Here is a 17,434-nt window from a genome sequence, read left to right as displayed (position 1 = left end):
CCTATACGTTCTTATGCGCTCCGGACATCCTGACGGAAGGTTCATCCGAGTGGAGCACCGGGAGGAACACCGTTACCGAACAATCCCGTTTCAGTGCACGACCGTGACGGCTCTAAACTGTCCCCCGTGACCGAGAACACTCAGCAGACGCCAGCCAGCAACCCCGAACTGCCGACCCAGTACGCACCGGCCGAGGTAGAGGGGAAGCTGTACGAGCGCTGGGTAGAACGGGGTTACTTCGAGGCCGACGAGCACAGCGAGAAGCCGCCGTACTCCATCGTCATCCCGCCGCCGAACGTCACGGGCAGCCTCCACCTGGGGCACGCCTTCGAGCACACGCTGATCGACGCCCTGGTCCGCCGCAAGCGGATGCAGGGCTACGAGGCGCTGTACCAGCCCGGCATGGACCACGCCGGCATCGCCACCCAGAACGTCGTCGAGCGCGAGCTCGGCAAGGAGGGCAAGTCCCGCCACGACCTGGGCCGCGAGGCATTCGTCGAGCGCGTCTGGCAGTGGAAGAACGAGTCCGGTGGCCAGATCTCCGGCCAGATGCGCCGCCTCGGCGAGGGCGTCGCCTGGTCCCGCGAGCGCTTCACCATGGACGAGGGCCTGTCCAAGGCCGTCCAGACGATCTTCAAGCGGATGTACGACGACGAGCTGATCTACCGTCGTGAGCGCATCGTCAACTGGTGCCCCCGCTGCCTCACCGCGATCTCGGACATCGAGGTCGAGTACCAGGAGGACGACGGCGAGCTCGTCTCGATGACGTACGGGGAGGGGGACGACACCATCGTCGTCGCCACCACCCGTGCCGAGACGATGCTCGGTGACACCGCCGTCGCCGTCCACCCCGACGACGAGCGCTACAAGCACCTCGTCGGCAAGCAGATCAAGCTGCCGCTGACCGACCGCACGATCCCCGTCGTCGCCGACCACCACGTCGATCCGTCGTTCGGCACCGGCGCCGTCAAGGTCACGCCCGCCCACGACCCGAACGACTTCGAGATCGGGCAGCGCCACGACCTGCCGTTCCTCACCGTCCTCGACGAGCGCGCGGTCATCACCGTCCCCGGCCCCTTCGAGGGGCTGGACCGGCTGGAGGCCCGCTCCGCGATCGTGGGCGCCCTGCGCGCCGAGGGCCGGATCGTCACCGAGAAGCGGCCGTACGTCCACTCCGTCGGCCACTGCTCGCGCTGCAAGACCACCGTCGAGCCCCGGCTGTCCATGCAGTGGTGGGTCAAGGTCGCCCCGCTCGCCGAGGCGGCCGGTGACGCCGTCCGCGACGGCAAGGTCAAGATCCACCCGCAGGAGATGGAGAAGCGGTACTTCGACTGGGTCGACAACCTCCACGACTGGTGCATCTCGCGCCAGCTCTGGTGGGGCCACCGCATCCCCGTCTGGCACGGGCCCGACGGCGAGATGGTCTGCGTCGGGCCGGACGACGAGCCGCCCACCGGCGAGGGCTGGACCCAGGACAGCGATGTCCTGGACACCTGGTTCTCCTCCGGCCTGTGGCCGTTCTCCACGCTCGGCTGGCCGGAGAAGACCGACAGCCTCGCGAAGTTCTACCCGAACTCCGTCCTGGTCACCGGCTACGACATCCTCTTCTTCTGGGTCGCCCGGATGATGATGTTCGGCCTGTACGTCAACGAGGGCGTCCCGCCCTTCGGGACCATCGTCCTGCACGGCATGGTCCGCGACGAGTTCGGCAAGAAGATGTCGAAGTCCTTCGGCAACGTCGTCAACCCGCTGGACTGGATGGACAAGTACGGCTCCGACGCGCTGCGCTTCACGCTCGCGCGCGGTGCCAACCCGGGCACCGACGTCCCGATCGGCGAGGACTGGGTCCAGGGTTCCGCGAAGTTCTCCAACAAGATCTGGAACGCCACCCGGTTCGCCCTGATGAACGGGGCGACGATCGAGGGCGAGCTGCCGTCCGCCGACGAGATGTCGGTGACCGACCGCTGGATCCTGTCCCGCCTCAACAAGACGGTCGCCGAAGTCGACGCCTACTACGACGACTTCCAGTTCTCCAAGCTCAGCGAGTCGCTCCGGCACTTCGCCTGGGACGAGGTCTTCGACTGGTACGTCGAGCTGTCCAAGACCACGTTCTTCGGCGGTGGCCGCCCGGCCGAGGTCTCCGGCCGGGTCCTCGGCGAGGTCCTCGACGTGATGCTGCGCCTGCTGCACCCGGTCGTCCCCTTCGTCACCGAGACCCTGTGGACCGCACTCACCGGCCGCGAGTCCGTCGTCATCGCCGACTGGCCGAAGGACTCGGGCTTCCGTGACGACGCGGCCGAGCAGGAGATCGAGCTCGTCCAGCAGGTCGTCACCGAGGTCCGCCGGTTCCGCTCCGACCAGGGCCTCCAGCCCGGCCAGAAGGTCCCGGCCGAGCTGACCCTGGACGGGACGGCGCTCGCCCCGCACGAGGCGGCCATCCGCCAGCTGCTGCGCCTGCAGCCGGCCGGGGAGGGCTTCCACGCCACCGCCTCGCTGCCCGTCGCCGGGGCCACGGTGGCCCTCGACCTCTCCGGCACCATCGACGTCGAGGCCGAGCGCAAGCGCCTGACGAAGGACCTGGGCGCCGCCGAGAAGGAGAAGGCCCAGGCCCTCGGCAAGCTCTCCAACGAGGCGTTCCTCGGCAAGGCCCCGGACAACGTGGTCGACAAGATCCGCGGCCGGCTCGCCAAGGCCGAGGCGGACATCGAGCGCATCTCCGGCCAGCTGGCGAAGCTGCCGCAGGGCTGATGACCCGAGCACGGAGCCCCCGCCCCCCTGACCGACCAGGGGGGCGGGGGCTCCGCCCTTTTCCGCGTCCGTCCTCGTGCGCGCGTGCGTACGTCCGTTGCGTGCGCCCTCGCGCCCGTCCGTCGCGTGCGTCAGGACTCCGGTGCCACCCGGCCCGCGGCCACCGGCTCCGCGTCGCGCCGGGTCTTCGCCCGGCCGTCGCGGCCGCGCGGCATCCGCCGCGTCGCGCGTCCGTACGCCGATCCGCACGCCGCCGGCGTCCGGGTCGCCGAACGCCGCGGGGGCTCGACGGCGCGCCGCGACCGGGCCCGCGGCGGCGGCGCGTGCAGCGGGTCCGCGCCCCCGGGCGCCAGGGTCCGGGCCGTGTCCGCCCCCTCGGTACGTCAGGTCCACCACCGCGATCGGCGGACCGCTCGTGTCCCGCATCCGGCCCGGCACCTCCCACGGGTCGAGGCCGCGCAGCCGGGGGCTGAGGACCGGGGCGTCGGGACGGTGCTCGTACAGGGCGCGCAGCACGCTCTCGCCGGTGCGGACGACCGGCGTCCCGTACCGCGGATCGGCGGTCACCCGGGAGAGTGCCGGATGCGGGCCGTCGGGCGCGGCGATCAGGACCGGCGGACGGGAGCGCACACCTCCCACCCTGCTCCCGCCGGGCGCGACACGCGGGCGGCGGGCCCCGTCGCGCCCGGTCCGTCCCGCTCCCCGGGCGCTGCGCGCGTTGTCGTCGCCCATCCGTAGACTGGCCCCGTGAGTGAGCCCCGCCCTTCCGACCGGTACGACGACTCCGATCCCGACGAGACCTTCGCGGGGATCGTCGACGAAGAGACCCAGCGCGACCCCGACCTGGCGGTGATCGAGGCCGGGAGCCGCACGCTGCGCACCCGCTCCGGGCCGCCGCAGGGCGACGCGGTCCCCGCCCGCCCCGCCGATCCCGAGGTGGACAAGGCGCTGCGCGCCGTGGAGCAGGAGCTCGCCGGACGCTGGGGCGAGACCAAGCTGGAGCCCTCCGTCACGCGCATCGCCGCGCTGATGGACGTGCTCGGCGAGCCGCAGCGCGCCTACCCCTCGATCCACATCACCGGGACCAACGGCAAGACGAGCACGGCCCGCATGATCGAGGCGCTGCTCGGCGCCTTCGACCTGCGCACCGGCCGCTACACCTCGCCGCACGTCCAGTCGATCACCGAGCGGATCAGCCTGGACGGCGCCCCGATCGCCCCCGAGCGCTTCGTCGAGGCGTACCAGGAGATCAAGCCGTACGTGGAGATGGTCGACAACTCCCAGCCGTACCGGCTCTCCTTCTTCGAGGTGCTGACGGGCATGGCCTACGCGGCCTTCGCCGACGCACCGGTCGACGTCGCCGTCGTCGAGGTCGGCATGGGCGGCAGCTGGGACGCGACGAACGTCATCGACGGCTCGGTCGCCGTCGTCACCCCCATCTCGCTGGACCACACCGACCGGCTCGGCTCCACGCCCGCCGAGATCGCCGTCGAGAAGGCCGGGGTCATCAAGCAGGGCGCCACGGTCATCCTGGCGCAGCAGCCCGTGGACGCCGCGCAGGTCATGCTGAAGAAGGCCGTCGAGGTCGACGCCACGGTCGCCCGCGAGGGCATGGAGTTCGGCGTCGTCTCCCGCGAGGTCGCCGTCGGCGGGCAGCTGCTGACGCTGCGCGGCCTGGGCGGCGAGTACGAGGAGATCTTCCTCCCGCTGTACGGCGCCCACCAGGCGCACAACGCCGCGGTGGCGCTCGCCGCGGTGGAGGCGTTCTTCGGGATCGGCGCCGAACAGCCCGGTTCGCTCGACATCGACACGGTCCGCCGGGCGTTCGCCGCGGTGATCTCGCCGGGCCGCCTCGAAGTCGTCCGCTCCAGCCCCACCGTCGTCCTGGACGCGGCGCACAACCCGGCGGGCGCCCGCGCCACCGCCGAAGGGATCTCCGAGGCGTTCGGCTTCTCCCGGCTGATCGGCGTGGTCGGCACCAGCGGCGACAAGGACGTCAAGGGGCTCCTCGAAGCCTTCGAGCCGATCTTCGCCGAGGTCGTCGTCACGCAGAACTCCACCGCCCGCGCGATGGACGCCGACGAGCTGGCCGCCGTCGCGGTCGAGGTCTTCGGGGAGGACCGGGTCCAGGTGGAGCCCCGCCTGGACGACGCCCTGGAGGCGGCGATCACCCTCGCCGAGGAGGAGGACGAGTACGCGGGCGCCGGCGTCCTGGTGACCGGCTCCGTGATCACGGTCGGTGAGGCCCGGCTGCTTCTGGGAAGGCGTTGACCCGTGCGTACGCTCTGTGCATCGACATTGATCGGTGAGTTCTTCGTGATCGGCTTCGCGGGACTCGTCGCGATGAAGTCCGACGACCTGTCGGACGCCACGGTCTGGACGGTCTGCGGCATCGGCATGCTGCTGTCCGTGCTGCTCTGCGGCATGATCACCCGCCCCGGCGGGGTGCAGCTCGGCTGGGCGCTGCAGATCGCCCTGGTGCTGAGCGGCTTCGTCGTCCCGACGATGTTCTTCCTCGGCGCGGTCTTCGGCGGACTGTGGTGGGCCTCGGTGCACTACGGCCGCAAGGTCGACGAGGCGAAGGCCCGCTGGGCGGCCGCGCAGGAGTCGGCCGAGGCGCCGGCGGGCGGCTGACGGGCCACCCGCCGACCGGGCCCGGCCACCGACCCGCCCCCGTACACCTGTAGCCTCGGTGCACCGCACCCGCATGCCTGCAAGGAGCAGCACACCATGACCCAGCGCACCCTCGTTCTCCTCAAGCCCGACGCGGTCCGGCGCGGACTGGTCGGCGAGATCGTCGGGCGGATCGAGCGCAAGGCCGGCTGGCGGATCACCGCGCTGGAGCTGCGCACCCTGGACCGGGCCACGCTGGAGCAGCACTACGCGGAGCACGTCGGCCGTCCGTTCTACGAGCCGCTCGTCGAGTTCATGCAGTCCGGTCCGATCGTGGCGCTGGTCGCCGAGGGCGAGCGGGTCATCGAGGGCGTCCGTACGCTGGCCGGTCCCACCGACCCGATCGCCGCCGCGCCCGGTTCCATCCGGGGCGATTTCGGCACGATCACCCGGGAGAACCTCATCCACGCCTCGGATTCCGAGGAGTCCGCGGAGCGGGAACTGAAGCTTTTCTTCCCCGGCCTCTCCTGACCCCCGATCAGCCGAACAGCGCTCATGACCTGGGGCGACCGAATTAATTCGGTCGCCCTTCGGCATAGGGTTCCGGATCGCGGGAACGCATGCCACAGACATAACGTCACCATGAGTGGAACGGCCACCCGTTCCGCCCACAATGGCGAAGGACCCTCGCGCAGTGTCCGCGCACGCGGCACTACGATGGACTCTTCCACGCCCACAGCGCTCACCTCGCCGTCCAGAACCAGCCATATCGCTTTCCTGGAAGGCCCGACGCATCCTCATGGGGAACAAGGGGAAAACAATGTCGTTCATCGGTCGTGACATGGCTATCGACCTCGGGACTGCCAACACGCTGGTGTACGTCAGGGGGCGCGGCATCGTCCTGAACGAGCCGTCCGTCGTGGCCATCAACACCAACACCGGCGGCATCCTGGCGGTCGGCTCCGAGGCGAAGAAGATGATCGGGCGCACCCCGGGCAACATCGTTGCCGTGCGCCCCCTGAAGGACGGCGTGATCGCCGACTTCGAGATCACCGAGCGGATGCTCCGCTACTTCATTCTGAAGATCCACAAGCGCCGCTACCTGGCCCGTCCGCGGGTGGTCGTCTGCGTGCCCTCCGGCATCACCGGGGTCGAGCGCCGCGCCGTGATCGAGGCGTCGACGCAGGCCGGCGCGCGTCAGGTGCACATCATCGAGGAGCCCATGGCGGCGGCCATCGGCTCCGGGCTGCCGGTCCACGAGGCCACCGGCAACATGGTCGTCGACATCGGCGGCGGCACCACCGAGGTCGCGGTCATCTCGCTCGGCGGAATCGTCACCGCGCAGTCGATCCGGGTCGCGGGCGACGAACTGGACAACGCGATCATCCAGCACATCAAGAAGGAGTACTCGCTCCTCCTCGGCGAGCGCAGCGCCGAACAGATCAAGATCACGATCGGTTCCGCGTACGACCTGGAGAAGGACGAGCACACCGAGATCCGCGGCCGCGACCTGGTCTCGGGCCTTCCCAAGACCGTGGTCGTCTCGGCCGCGGAGGTCCGCAAGGCCATCGAGGAACCGGTCAACGCGATCGTCGACGCCGTGAAGACCACGCTCGACAAGTGTCCGCCGGAGCTCTCCGGCGACGTCATGGACCGCGGCATCGTCCTCACCGGCGGTGGCGCGCTGCTGCGCGGACTGGACGAGCGGCTGCGCCGCGAGACCGGCATGCCGATCCACATCGCGGAGGATCCGCTGGACTCGGTGGCCCTGGGATCGGGCAAGTGCGTCGAGGAGTTCGAGGCGCTCCAGCAGGTGCTGGACGCCCAGCCCCGCAGGTAACCCATCAGATGGACAACGCATCGGTCCGCCGTACGGAACACTGCCGACCCGTACGGCCGATCGTTGATATACAGGCACGAACATTCCGACGAGGAAGGCACGGCCGCCGCACGTGAGGGACACACGAGAGAGCCGGCTGCTCCTGGTGCTGCTGATCGCCATCGCGTTCGCATTGATCACGGTGGACATCCGCGGGGGCGAGGAGTCACCGGTGGACGGCGCCCGGCGGGTCGCCGCAGCGGCCCTCGGGCCGGTCGAGAACGGCGTCGCGGCAGCCGTCGACCCGGTGGGCAACGCCATAGGGGCGGTGCGCGACTCCGGTGAGCGGCACAACCGGATCGCCCAGCTGGAGAAGCAGAACGCCGAGCTCAAGGCGAAGCTCGGCAGCGACGACCGCAACCGGAGCCGGGCCCGCGAGCTCGACCGGATGCTGAAGAAGTCGGCCGCCGGACAGTACGGGATCAAGGGCGCCGAGGTCATCGCCATAGGAGCGGCCCAGGGCTTTTCCTGGACGGTCACCATCGACGCTGGCTCCCACGACGGGATCAAGCGCGACATGACCGTCATCAACGGCGACGGGCTCGTCGGCCGGGTCACCACCGTCGGCCCGGACACCGCCACGGTGCTCCTGGCCAACGACCCCGACTTCACCGTCGGCACCCGCATGGAGAAGACCGACGAGCTCGGCTTCGCCACCGGCCAGGGCACCCGGCCGCTGTCGGTCCAGTTCCTCAACGGCAAGGCCAAGGTGAAGAAGGGCGACCGGCTCGTCACCTTCGGCTCCAGCAAGGACAAGCCGTTCGTGCCCGGCGTCCCGGTCGGCGAGGTGGTCCGCGTCGACCCGTCCGGCGGCGACCTGACCCGTACCGTCTACGTCCGCCCGTACGTCGGGTTCAGCAAGCTCGACATCGTCGGCGTCGTGGTCCAGGCACCGCGCGAGGACCCCCGCGACATGGTCCTGCCGAAGAAGCCCGCCAAGCCCGCCAAGCCGAAGCCCACCCCCACCGTCACCGTCACGATCTCGCCCAACGGCGACATCGTCGACACCGAGGGGAACGTCGTCGGCAACATCCACGAGAGCCCGGACCCCAGCGGAAGCCCGGACCCCAGCGGCGGTCCGGACGCCACCTTGAACGCTGGCACCGCGGCAACCGAGCAGAGGTAGAGCTGATCTCCATGCGTCTGAACCGGATCCTGCTCTCCACGGTCCTGGTCGTGGTCGCCCTCGTCGTCCAGGTCTCCGTGCTCGCCCGCCTCCAGCTCCCCGGCGCCGTGCCGGACCTGCTGCTCCTGGTCGTCCTCGGCCTCGCCTTCGTGTACGGACACGTCAGCGGCGCGCTCATCGGCTTCGGCGCGGGACTCCTCGCCGACCTGGCGCCGCCCGCCGACCACGCCGCCGGCCGCTACGCGCTGGTCCTCTGCGTCATCGGCTATCTGGCCGGACTGCTGAAGCCGGAGAACGGGCAGCTGAAGTCGGCGATGGTCCCGATGGCCGGGGTCGTCGCCGCGGCCGTCGGCTCGACCCTGCTGTACGCGCTCGTCGGCGCGCTCGTCGGGGACACGGCGGCCCGTCACGTGGGCCTGGGCGGCCTGCTGTTCACCGCCGCCGTCTACGACCTGCTCCTCGCGCCCTTCGTCGTACCGCTGATCATGGCCGTCGCCAGACGCACGGTGAACGATCCGCTCGCCGATACCTCCGGCGGCGGGGACGTGGCCGCGGGCTGGCTCGCCTCCGGCACCGGACTGCGGATCGGCAGCCAGCGCGGCGGACTGCGCGTCAAGGCCGCCCGTAACCGCGCCTCCCGCGCCGGACGGATCAAGGGAGTCAAGCGACTGTGAGGCCGCACCACAGGGGCACCGCCCCCCGGACCGCCTGCGGGGGCGCCGCATGAGCAACATCCCCGAGACCGGCCGGACCCAGCGGGTCCGGATCAGGCTCGCCGTCATCCAGGTCCTCGTCTTCTCCCTGCTGCTCACCCTCGGCGGACGCCTCTGGTACCTCCAGATCCGAAACGGCCAGGAGTACAGCGACGAGGCGAAGAACAACCACGTCCAGCAGGTCGTCCAGCCCGCCGTCCGCGGCTCCATCCTCGACGCGCGCGGCGTGCCCCTCGCCGACAACGAGACCCGGCTGGTGGTCTCCGCGAGCCGCACCGAGCTGATGAAGATGAAGGACGACGGCAAGAGCGTGCTGACCCGGCTCGCCGGCGTCCTCGACATGAAGCCCAAGGAGGTCCTCGACAAGGTCCGGCTCTGCGACTCCAAGACGCCGCAGCCCTGCTGGAACGGCTCCCCGTACCAGCCGATCCCGGTCACCGACGAGGCCACCACCCAGCAGGCCCTGACGATCCGCGAACGGGCCGAGGACTTCCCCGGCATCACCGCCGAACCCACCGCCGTACGCCGCTACCCCGCCCCCGGCAAGGCCAACACCGCGCAGGTCCTCGGCTACCTCTCGCCGGTCACCGACGAGGAGATCACCAAGGCCCAGGACACCGACTCGCCCTACCTCCGCTCCGACCAGGTCGGCCGCTCCGGACTGGAGCGCACCTACGACAAGGAGCTGCGCGGCAAGGCGGGCGTCACCCGCTACGAGGTCGACAACCTCGGCCGGGTCATCGGCCAGGCGAAGAACGACAAGGCGAAGCCCGGCTCCACCGTCGTCACCTCCCTCGACGCCCGGGTCCAGGCCGTCGCCGAGTACGAGCTCAACAACGCCATGAAGGAAGCCCGCAAGTCCTTCGACAAGAACACCGGCGAGAACTACAAGGCCGACTCCGGCGCCGTCGTCGTCATGGAGGCGAAGACCGGCCGCGTCGTCGCCATGGCCTCCCTGCCCAACTACGACCCCAACTCCTGGGTCGGCGGCATCTCCGCCAAGGACTACGCGGCGCTCACCGGCAAGAAGTCCAACTACCCGCTGCTGAACCGGGCCATCCAGGGCCAGGCCGCCCCCGGCTCGATCTTCAAGGTGATCTCGTCGACCGCCGCGGTCAACGCCGGCTACCCCTTCGACGGCAACTACCCCTGCCCCAGCTCGTACAGCATCGGCGGCCAGACCTTCAAGAACTTCGAGTCCCAGGGCTACGGCTCCATCACCATCGGCCGGGCCCTGGAGGTCTCCTGCGACACCGTCTACTACGCCCTCGCGCACAAGGAATGGGCCAAGGACGGCGGCAACAAGCCGAAGAAGCACCCGAAGGACTGGTTCTACAGGACCGCCCACCAGTTCGGCCTCGGCAAGGAGACCGGCATCGACCTCCCCAACGAGGTCAGCGGCCGGGTCCCCGACCGCAAGTGGAAGCAGGACTTCTACGACGCGAACAGGGACGCCTGGTGCAAGCAGGGCAAGAAGGGCGGCACGTACGTCGAGCAGATCGCGTACGAGAACTGCCTGGAAGGCGACAAGATGCGCGCCGGTGACTCGGTCAACTACTCGATCGGCCAGGGCGACACCCTCGTCACCCCGATCCAGATGGCCACCATCTACGCCGCGATCTCCAACGGCGGCACGCTCTACGACCCCACCGTCGGCAAGGCGATCGTCAGCGGCGACGGCCGGACCGTCGAGACGATCGAGCCCAAGGCGCACGGCAAGCTGCCCTTCACGCGCCAGACCCGCAACGACATAGACGAAGCCCTCGCGGGAGTCGCGACCCGCGGTTCGGCCGCCTGGCGATTCGGCGGCTGGCCGCAGGACAAGATCCCGATGCACGCCAAGACGGGTACGGCCGAGGTCTACGGCAAGCAGACGACCTCCTGGTTCGCCACGTACACCAAGGACTACTCGATCGTCATGACGATCTCCCAGGGCGGCACCGGCTCCGGCGCGTCCGGGCCCGCCGTGCGCAACATCTACGACGCCCTCTACGGACTCGACGACTCCGGCAAGCAGGACCTGAAGAAGGCGCTGCTGCCCGCCCCGCAGAAGTCCCTGCCCAAGATCCAGCCGGACGGCTCGATCGACGCCCCGCAGATCAAGCCCTACGACCCCGACTCGCAGAAGACCACCGAGGAGCAGACCCTCGCGGCAGTCCTGGGGAGGCGCGACTGATGGCCGGCTTCTCCGTCCAGCGGTACGCCCCCGAGCGCTCCGCCTGGGGCAGGCTCACCGCCCGCGACTCCGTCGTGCGCAAGCTCGACTGGCCGCTGCTCGGGTCCGCGATCGCGCTCTCCTTCATCGGCTCGCTGCTGGTCTACTCGGCGACCCGGGGCCGCGACTCGCTCACCCACGGCGACCCGTACTACTTCCTCTTCCGGCACGTGCTCAACACCGGCATCGGCTTCGCCCTGATGGTCGGCACGATCTGGCTCGGCCACCGGACCCTGCGCGGCGCCGTCCCGATCCTGTACGGCCTGTCGGTGGTCCTGGTGCTGGCGGTCCTCACCCCGCTCGGCGCCACCGTCAACGGCGCCCACGCCTGGATCATCATCGGCGGCGGCTTCTCGCTCCAGCCCTCCGAGTTCACCAAGATCACCATCATTCTGGTCATGGCGATGCTGCTCGCCGAGCGCGTCGACGCGGGCGACCAGCTCCACCCCGACCACCGGACCGTCGCCAAGGCCCTCGGGCTGGCCGCCGTCCCGATGGCCATCGTCATGGGGATGCCGGACCTCGGCTCCGTGATGGTCATGGCCGTCATCGTGCTCGGGGTGCTCCTCGCCTCCGGCGCCTCGAACCGCTGGGTCTTCGGACTCCTCGGCGCGGGCGCGGCCGGAGCCGTCGCCATCTGGCAGCTCGGCCTGCTCGACGACTACCAGATCGCCCGCTTCGCCGCCTTCGCCAACCCCGCGCTCGACCCGGCGGGCGTCGGCTACAACACCAACCAGGCCAGGATCGCGATCGGCTCCGGCGGCCTTTACGGCACGGGCCTCTTCCAGGGCACCCAGACCACCGGCCAGTTCGTCCCCGAACAGCAGACCGACTTCGTCTTCACCGTCGCGGGCGAGGAACTGGGCTTCCTCGGCGCCGGACTGATCCTCGTCCTGCTCGGCGTCGTCCTGTGGCGCGCCTGCCGGATCGCCCGCGAGACGACCGAGCTGTACGGCACGATCGTCGCCGCCGGGATCATCGCCTGGTTCGCCTTCCAGTCGTTCGAGAACATCGGGATGACACTCGGCATCATGCCGGTCGCCGGCCTCCCGCTGCCCTTCGTGTCGTACGGGGGATCCTCGATGTTCGCCGTCTGGGTGGCCGTCGGACTGCTCCAGTCGATCAGGGTGCAGCGGCCGATAAGCGCCTGAGCCGGTACGGGAGCACTGCGCATTTCCGGACAGCACGGATAGATTCGGGTCATGGTGGACTCGAAGCGCGAGATCGAGCGGAAGTACGAAGCCACGGCCGGGACCCGGCTGCCCGACCTGAGCCGGGTGCCCGGGGTCTCGGCCGTCGTCCATCGGGGCGTCACCGAGCTGGACGCCGTCTACCACGACACCGAGGACCACCGGCTCGCGGCGGACTCCCTCACCCTGCGCCGCCGCACCGGCGGCGCCGACGCCGGATGGCACCTCAAGTTCCCGGTCGCCTCCGGCATCCGGGACGAGCTGCGCGAACCCCTCTCCGACACCCTGCCGCGCTCCCTGGCCGGCCTGGTCCGCTCCCGGGTCCGGGGCGCCGTGCTCGTCCCGGTCGTCCGGCTGCGCTCCGCCCGCGACGTCCACCACCTGGTCGACGACCGGGGCGAGCCGCTCGCCGAGGTCGCCGTCGACGAGGTGCGGGCCGTACGGCTGACGGGCGGCGGGGCCACGGCCACCTGGGCCGAGATCGAGGTCGAGCTCGCCGACGGCGGCGACCCGGCGCTCCTGGACGCCGTGGAGCGCCGGCTGCGCAAGGCCGGCATCCGTCCGTCCGCGTCCGCGTCGAAGCTGGCCAGGGCCCTCGCGGAGACCGGGCCCGGCGCGGAGCCCGGGGCCGCACCCGATCCCGCGAAGAAGCCGAAGAAGGCGAAGCCGGGAAAGAAGGCGAAGCCGGGAAAGGTGAAGGCGGCCCGCGCCGAGGAGGCCCGTGAGGAGCCCGCGCCCACCACCGCGGGCGACCACGTCCTGGCGTACGTACGCCGCCAGGCCGAGGCGATCGTCGCCCTCGACCCCGCCGTGCGCCGGGACCTCCCGGACTCCGTGCACCAGCTGCGGGTCGCCACCCGCAGACTGCGCAGCGCCCTGCGGACGTACCGCAGGATCCTGGACCGCGACGCCACCGACCCGGTCGGCCGGGAGCTGAAGTGGCTGGCCGCCGAGCTGGGCGTCGACCGCGACCAGGAGGTGCTCGACGCCCGGCTGCGCGGCCACCTCGACGAACTGCCCCGCACCCTGCTCCTCGGCCCGGTCCGCGGGCGGCTCCGGATCAGGTCGACGGCCCGCCGGGCGGGCTCCCGCCGCCGTACCGTGGCCGTGCTCGACGGGAAGCGGTACCTGGCGCTCCTGGAGAGCCTCGACGCCCTGCTCACGGACCCGCCGCTGCTGCCCGCCGCCTCCCGCGCCCCCGGCCGGGCACTGCCCCGCGCCCTGCTGAAGGAGTACGGGCGTCTCGCGAAACGCGTCGGCCACGCCCTGGACCTGCCGCCCGGCCACGGCCGGGACCTCGCCCTGCACGAGGCCCGCAAGGCCGCCAAGCGCACCCGTTACGCGGCGGAGGCGGCCCGCCCCGCGCTCGGCAGACCCGCCAAGCGGTTCGCCAAACGGATGAAGGCGGTGCAGAGCCTGCTCGGCGACCACCAGGACAGCGTGGTGGCCCGGGAGGCCCTGCGGACCCTGGCAGCCCAGGCCCACGCGGCGGGGGAGTCGGCCTTCACCTGGGGACTGCTGTACGGGCGGGAGGAGGCGGCCGCCGCCGCACGCGAACGGGAGCTGCCCGGCGTCTGGGAGCGGGCGTCGCGGCCGAAGCTCCGGTCGGCGCTGGGAGGCTGAGCATCGGGGTACGCTGGATGGTCACCCCTGCCGGCTCTCGAAAGTTCGCGATGTCAGTCGATTCGGTCTTCCCACAGCTCGAAGCTCTGCTCCCGCATGTGCAGAAGCCCATCCAGTACGTCGGCGGTGAGCTGAACTCCACCGTCAAGCCGTGGGACGAATGCGACGTCCGCTGGGCGTTGATGTACCCCGACGCGTACGAGGTCGGGCTCCCCAACCAGGGCGTCATGATCCTGTACGAGGTGCTCAACGAGCGCCGGGGCGTCCTCGCCGAGCGCACCTACAGCGTGTGGCCGGACCTCGAGGAACTGATGCGCGAGCACCGGGTCCCGCAGTTCACCGTGGACAGCCACCGCCCGGTCAAGGCGTTCGACGTCTTCGGGCTGAGCTTCTCCACCGAGCTCGGCTACACCAACATGCTCGCCGCCCTGGACCTCGCGGACATCCCGCTGAACGCCGCGGACCGCACCCTCGACGACCCGATCGTGCTGGCCGGTGGCCACGCCGCGTTCAACCCGGAGCCGATCGCCGAGTTCATCGACTGCGCGGTCATCGGCGACGGCGAGCAGGCCGTCCTGGAGATCACCGAGATCATCCGCGCCTGGAAGGCCGAGGGCCGTCCCGGCGGACGCGAGGAGGTGCTGTTCCGCCTCGCGAGGACCGGCAACGTCTACGTGCCGGGCTTCTACGACGTCGAGTACCTCCCCGACGGCCGCATCGGCCGCGTCGTGCCGAACAGGTCGGGCGTGCCGTGGCGGGTGTCCAAGCACACCGTCATGGACCTCGACGAGTGGCCGTACCCGAAGCAGCCCCTCGTGCCCCTCGCCGAGACCGTCCACGAGCGGATGTCCGTCGAGATCTTCCGCGGCTGCACCCGCGGCTGCCGTTTCTGCCAGGCCGGCATGATCACGCGCCCCGTGCGGGAGCGAAGCATCACCGGCATCGGCGAGATGGTCGACAAGGGTCTCAAGGCGACCGGCTTCGAGGAGGTCGGCCTGCTCTCGCTCTCCTCCGCGGACCACACCGAGATCGGCGACATCGCCAAGGGCCTCGCCGACCGGTACACCGAGGACAAGATTGGCCTCTCGCTGCCCTCCACCCGCGTCGACGCGTTCAACGTGGACCTGGCCAACGAGCTGACCCGCAACGGTCGCCGCTCCGGCCTCACCTTCGCCCCCGAGGGCGGCTCCGAGCGGATGCGCAAGGTCATCAACAAGATGGTCTCGGAAGAGGACCTCATCCGTACCGTCGCCACCGCGTACGGCAACGGCTGGCGCCAGGTGAAGCTGTACTTCATGTGCGGCCTGCCCACCGAGACCGACGAGGACGTCCTCCAGATCGGCGACATGGCGGTCAACGTGATCGCCAAGGGCCGCGAGGTCTCCGGCCAGAACGACATCCGCTGCACCGTCTCCATCGGCGGCTTCGTGCCCAAGCCGCACACGCCGTTCCAGTGGGCCCCGCAGCTGAGTGCCGAGGAGACCGACGAGCGCCTGGCGAAGCTCCGCGACAAGATCCGCGGCGACAAGAAGTACGGCCGCTCCATCGGCTTCCGCTACCACGACGGCAAGCCCGGCATCGTCGAGGGCCTGCTCTCGCGCGGCGACCGCCGGGTCGGCTCCGTCATCCGCGCCGTGTACGAGTCCGGCGGCCGTTTCGACGGCTGGCGCGAGCACTTCAGCTACGACCGCTGGATGACCGCCGCGGACAAGACGCTGCCCGAGTACGGCGTGGACGTCGACTGGTACACCACCCGCGAGCGGACCTACGAGGAGGTCCTGCCCTGGGATCACCTGGACTCCGGCCTCGACAAGGACTGGCTCTGGGAGGACTGGCAGGACGCGCTCGACGAGACCGAGGTCGAGGACTGCCGCTGGACCCCGTGCTTCGACTGCGGCGTCTGCCCGCAGATGGACACCAGCATCCAGATCGGCCCGACCGGCAAGAAGCTGCTGCCGCTCACGGTCGTGAAGTAGGAGCGACCGCCGCCGCGGGGGCGCTCCCGCGGACGGCGACCGGAAGAAGACGCAGGCCCGGCCCGGGGTTTCCCGGGCCGGGCCTGCGCGTCGTGCACGGCAGGGAGCACGGCGGGCACGGCCCCGGCGCCCGGCCCGGGACGTCCCGGTGGCCGGCCGGTGCTCCGGCGATGGCCGAGCCCCGGGAACCGGGGAGCCCCCTTGCGCGTACTCTGGGTAGTGCAACGACTGTGCCCAGCGCGGCGCCCGAACCAGAGATCTCCCCGCCCGGAGCGAAGTACGCCGAGCGGGGGTGAGCCGGACCGGGCCCCCGGGCCACCCGTATTTCGAGGGCGGCGTGCCACCGCGTCCGCCCCGCACCGAGGAGAAGAACCACTGGGCAAGCGACAGCCCGAAGGCCCGCCGCCCGCACCGGCGGTGCAGCGCATCCGACTGCGCTACACCAAGCGCGGCCGCCTCCGGTTCACCAGTCACCGTGACTTCCAGCGTGCCTTCGAGCGGGCACTGCGCCGCTCCGAGGTGCCCATGGCCTACTCGGCCGGCTTCACCCCGCACCCGAAGGTGTCGTACGCCAACGCCGCCCCCACCGGTACGGGCAGCGAGGCCGAGTTCCTGGAGATCGCACTCACCGAACACCGCGATCCGGCCGTGCTGCGCGAGCAGCTCGACGCCTCGCTGCCGGACGGTCTCGACGTCGTCGACGCCGTGGAGGCCCGTACCTCGGGTCTCGCCGACCGGCTGACCGCCTCCGTCTGGGAACTGCGCCTGGACGGCGTGGACCCGGCGGACGCGGCGGGGGCCGTGGCCGCCTTCAACGGGGCCGAGACCGTCGAGGTCCAGCGCCGTGCGAAGAACGGCATGCGCACCTTCGACGCCCGCGCCGCCGTGGTCGACCTGCAGGCCCTCGATTCCCGACCTGATAGGTCCGGGGACGGGCCCTGTGCGATACTGCGGCTGGTTGTTCGGCACGTGACACCTGCCGTGCGACCTGACGACGTCCTGTCCGGTCTCCGCGTTGTGGCCGACCTGGCGCCGCCGGTCCCCGCAGCGGTGACCAGGCTGGCGCAGGGGCTCTTCGACGAGGAGTCCGGCACGGTGACCGACCCGCTCGCGCCCGACCGCGAGGCAGCTCCGGCCGCTCCACCCACGGCCGCCGGGACCGCCGTCGCGACGGCGCCGGAAGGTGCAGGTTCCGCGTAAGGCGGTCGTTGCAGCGCGGCCCCACGACTCGGGAGCCATCCGGTTCGGGCCGCGCGATGACCCAATAAGACTTTCGCCAGGCCGTACGCCCAGCGCGTACGGAACCGGCGAGCCAGACATTGAGCTCCCGTGCGGCGCCCGCGCCCCGGAC

12 protein-coding genes are annotated in these 17,434 nt (G+C 70.8%); all 12 read left to right on the top strand.

The window, feature by feature from the left end:
• Positions 1–126 precede the first annotated feature (126 nt).
• The 12 genes from EAO76_RS09360 (at position 127) to EAO76_RS09305 (ending at position 17,283) form a co-directional block, all read left to right on the top strand.
• Positions 127–2,748 (top strand): valine--tRNA ligase, encoded by a 2,622-nt coding sequence (locus tag EAO76_RS09360; RefSeq protein WP_148835158.1) that lies wholly within the window; start codon positions 127–129, stop codon positions 2,746–2,748.
• A gap of 747 nt (positions 2,749–3,495) precedes the next feature.
• Positions 3,496–5,019 carry a folylpolyglutamate synthase/dihydrofolate synthase family protein gene (locus EAO76_RS09355; protein ID WP_148835156.1) on the top strand — a complete coding sequence of 508 codons (1,524 nt, stop codon included), beginning with the start codon at positions 3,496–3,498 and terminating at the stop codon, positions 5,017–5,019.
• 3 nt (positions 5,020–5,022) lie between these two features.
• Positions 5,023–5,382 (top strand): DUF4233 domain-containing protein, encoded by a 360-nt coding sequence (locus tag EAO76_RS09350; RefSeq protein WP_148835155.1) that lies wholly within the window; start codon positions 5,023–5,025, stop codon positions 5,380–5,382.
• Between the two features lie 96 nt (positions 5,383–5,478).
• Positions 5,479–5,892 (top strand): nucleoside-diphosphate kinase, encoded by a 414-nt coding sequence (gene ndk, locus EAO76_RS09345; protein WP_148835153.1) that lies wholly within the window; start codon positions 5,479–5,481, stop codon positions 5,890–5,892.
• Positions 5,893–6,181: 289 nt separating this feature from the next.
• Positions 6,182–7,201: a rod shape-determining protein gene (locus EAO76_RS09340; protein ID WP_148835151.1), complete on the top strand. Its 1,020-nt coding sequence runs from the start codon at positions 6,182–6,184 to the stop codon at positions 7,199–7,201.
• A gap of 112 nt (positions 7,202–7,313) precedes the next feature.
• The gene (mreC, locus tag EAO76_RS09335) at positions 7,314–8,366 is read left to right on the top strand and encodes a rod shape-determining protein MreC (protein ID WP_148835149.1); all 1,053 of its coding nucleotides are present in this window, start codon (positions 7,314–7,316) and stop codon (positions 8,364–8,366) included.
• A gap of 11 nt (positions 8,367–8,377) precedes the next feature.
• A complete protein-coding gene (gene mreD / locus EAO76_RS09330) occupies positions 8,378–9,040 on the top strand; it encodes a rod shape-determining protein MreD (RefSeq protein ID WP_148835147.1) in 663 nt (220 codons plus the stop codon).
• A 49-nt stretch (positions 9,041–9,089) separates the two neighbouring features.
• A complete protein-coding gene (mrdA, locus tag EAO76_RS09325) occupies positions 9,090–11,255 on the top strand; it encodes a penicillin-binding protein 2 (protein ID WP_148835145.1) in 2,166 nt (721 codons plus the stop codon).
• A complete protein-coding gene (rodA, locus tag EAO76_RS09320) occupies positions 11,255–12,445 on the top strand; it encodes a rod shape-determining protein RodA (RefSeq protein WP_148835143.1) in 1,191 nt (396 codons plus the stop codon). Before mrdA ends, rodA begins: the two co-directional genes overlap by 1 nt.
• Positions 12,446–12,496: 51 nt before the next feature.
• Complete coding sequence (locus tag EAO76_RS09315; protein WP_148835141.1) at positions 12,497–14,107, top strand: CYTH and CHAD domain-containing protein; 1,611 nt, start codon at positions 12,497–12,499, stop codon at positions 14,105–14,107.
• Positions 14,108–14,157: 50 nt separating this feature from the next.
• Positions 14,158–16,083: a TIGR03960 family B12-binding radical SAM protein gene (locus EAO76_RS09310; RefSeq protein ID WP_148835139.1), complete on the top strand. Its 1,926-nt coding sequence runs from the start codon at positions 14,158–14,160 to the stop codon at positions 16,081–16,083.
• 417 nt (positions 16,084–16,500) lie between these two features.
• The gene (locus EAO76_RS09305) at positions 16,501–17,283 is read left to right on the top strand and encodes a TIGR03936 family radical SAM-associated protein (RefSeq protein ID WP_148835137.1); all 783 of its coding nucleotides are present in this window, start codon (positions 16,501–16,503) and stop codon (positions 17,281–17,283) included.
• Positions 17,284–17,434: the final 151 nt, after the last annotated feature.

Source organism: Streptomyces sp. sk2.1 (genome assembly GCF_008120935.1).
In the GTDB taxonomy this organism is placed as follows: Bacteria; Actinomycetota; Actinomycetes; order Streptomycetales; family Streptomycetaceae; genus Streptomyces.
This window is presented reverse-complemented; position numbering and strand designations above follow the sequence as displayed.

Excerpts from the sequence above, each read along its gene's own strand:
- EAO76_RS09310 (WP_148835139.1), top strand. The coding sequence starts at position 14,158 with ATGTCAGTCGATTCGGTCTTCCCACAGCTCGAAGCTCTGCTCCCGCAT.
- rodA (WP_148835143.1), top strand. The coding sequence starts at position 11,255 with ATGGCCGGCTTCTCCGTCCAGCGGTACGCCCCCGAGCGCTCCGCCTGG.
- ndk (WP_148835153.1), top strand. The coding sequence starts at position 5,479 with ATGACCCAGCGCACCCTCGTTCTCCTCAAGCCCGACGCGGTCCGGCGC.
- mreD (WP_148835147.1), top strand. The coding sequence starts at position 8,378 with ATGCGTCTGAACCGGATCCTGCTCTCCACGGTCCTGGTCGTGGTCGCC.
- mrdA (WP_148835145.1), top strand. The coding sequence starts at position 9,090 with ATGAGCAACATCCCCGAGACCGGCCGGACCCAGCGGGTCCGGATCAGG.
- EAO76_RS09340 (WP_148835151.1), top strand. The coding sequence starts at position 6,182 with ATGTCGTTCATCGGTCGTGACATGGCTATCGACCTCGGGACTGCCAAC.
- EAO76_RS09315 (WP_148835141.1), top strand. The coding sequence starts at position 12,497 with ATGGTGGACTCGAAGCGCGAGATCGAGCGGAAGTACGAAGCCACGGCC.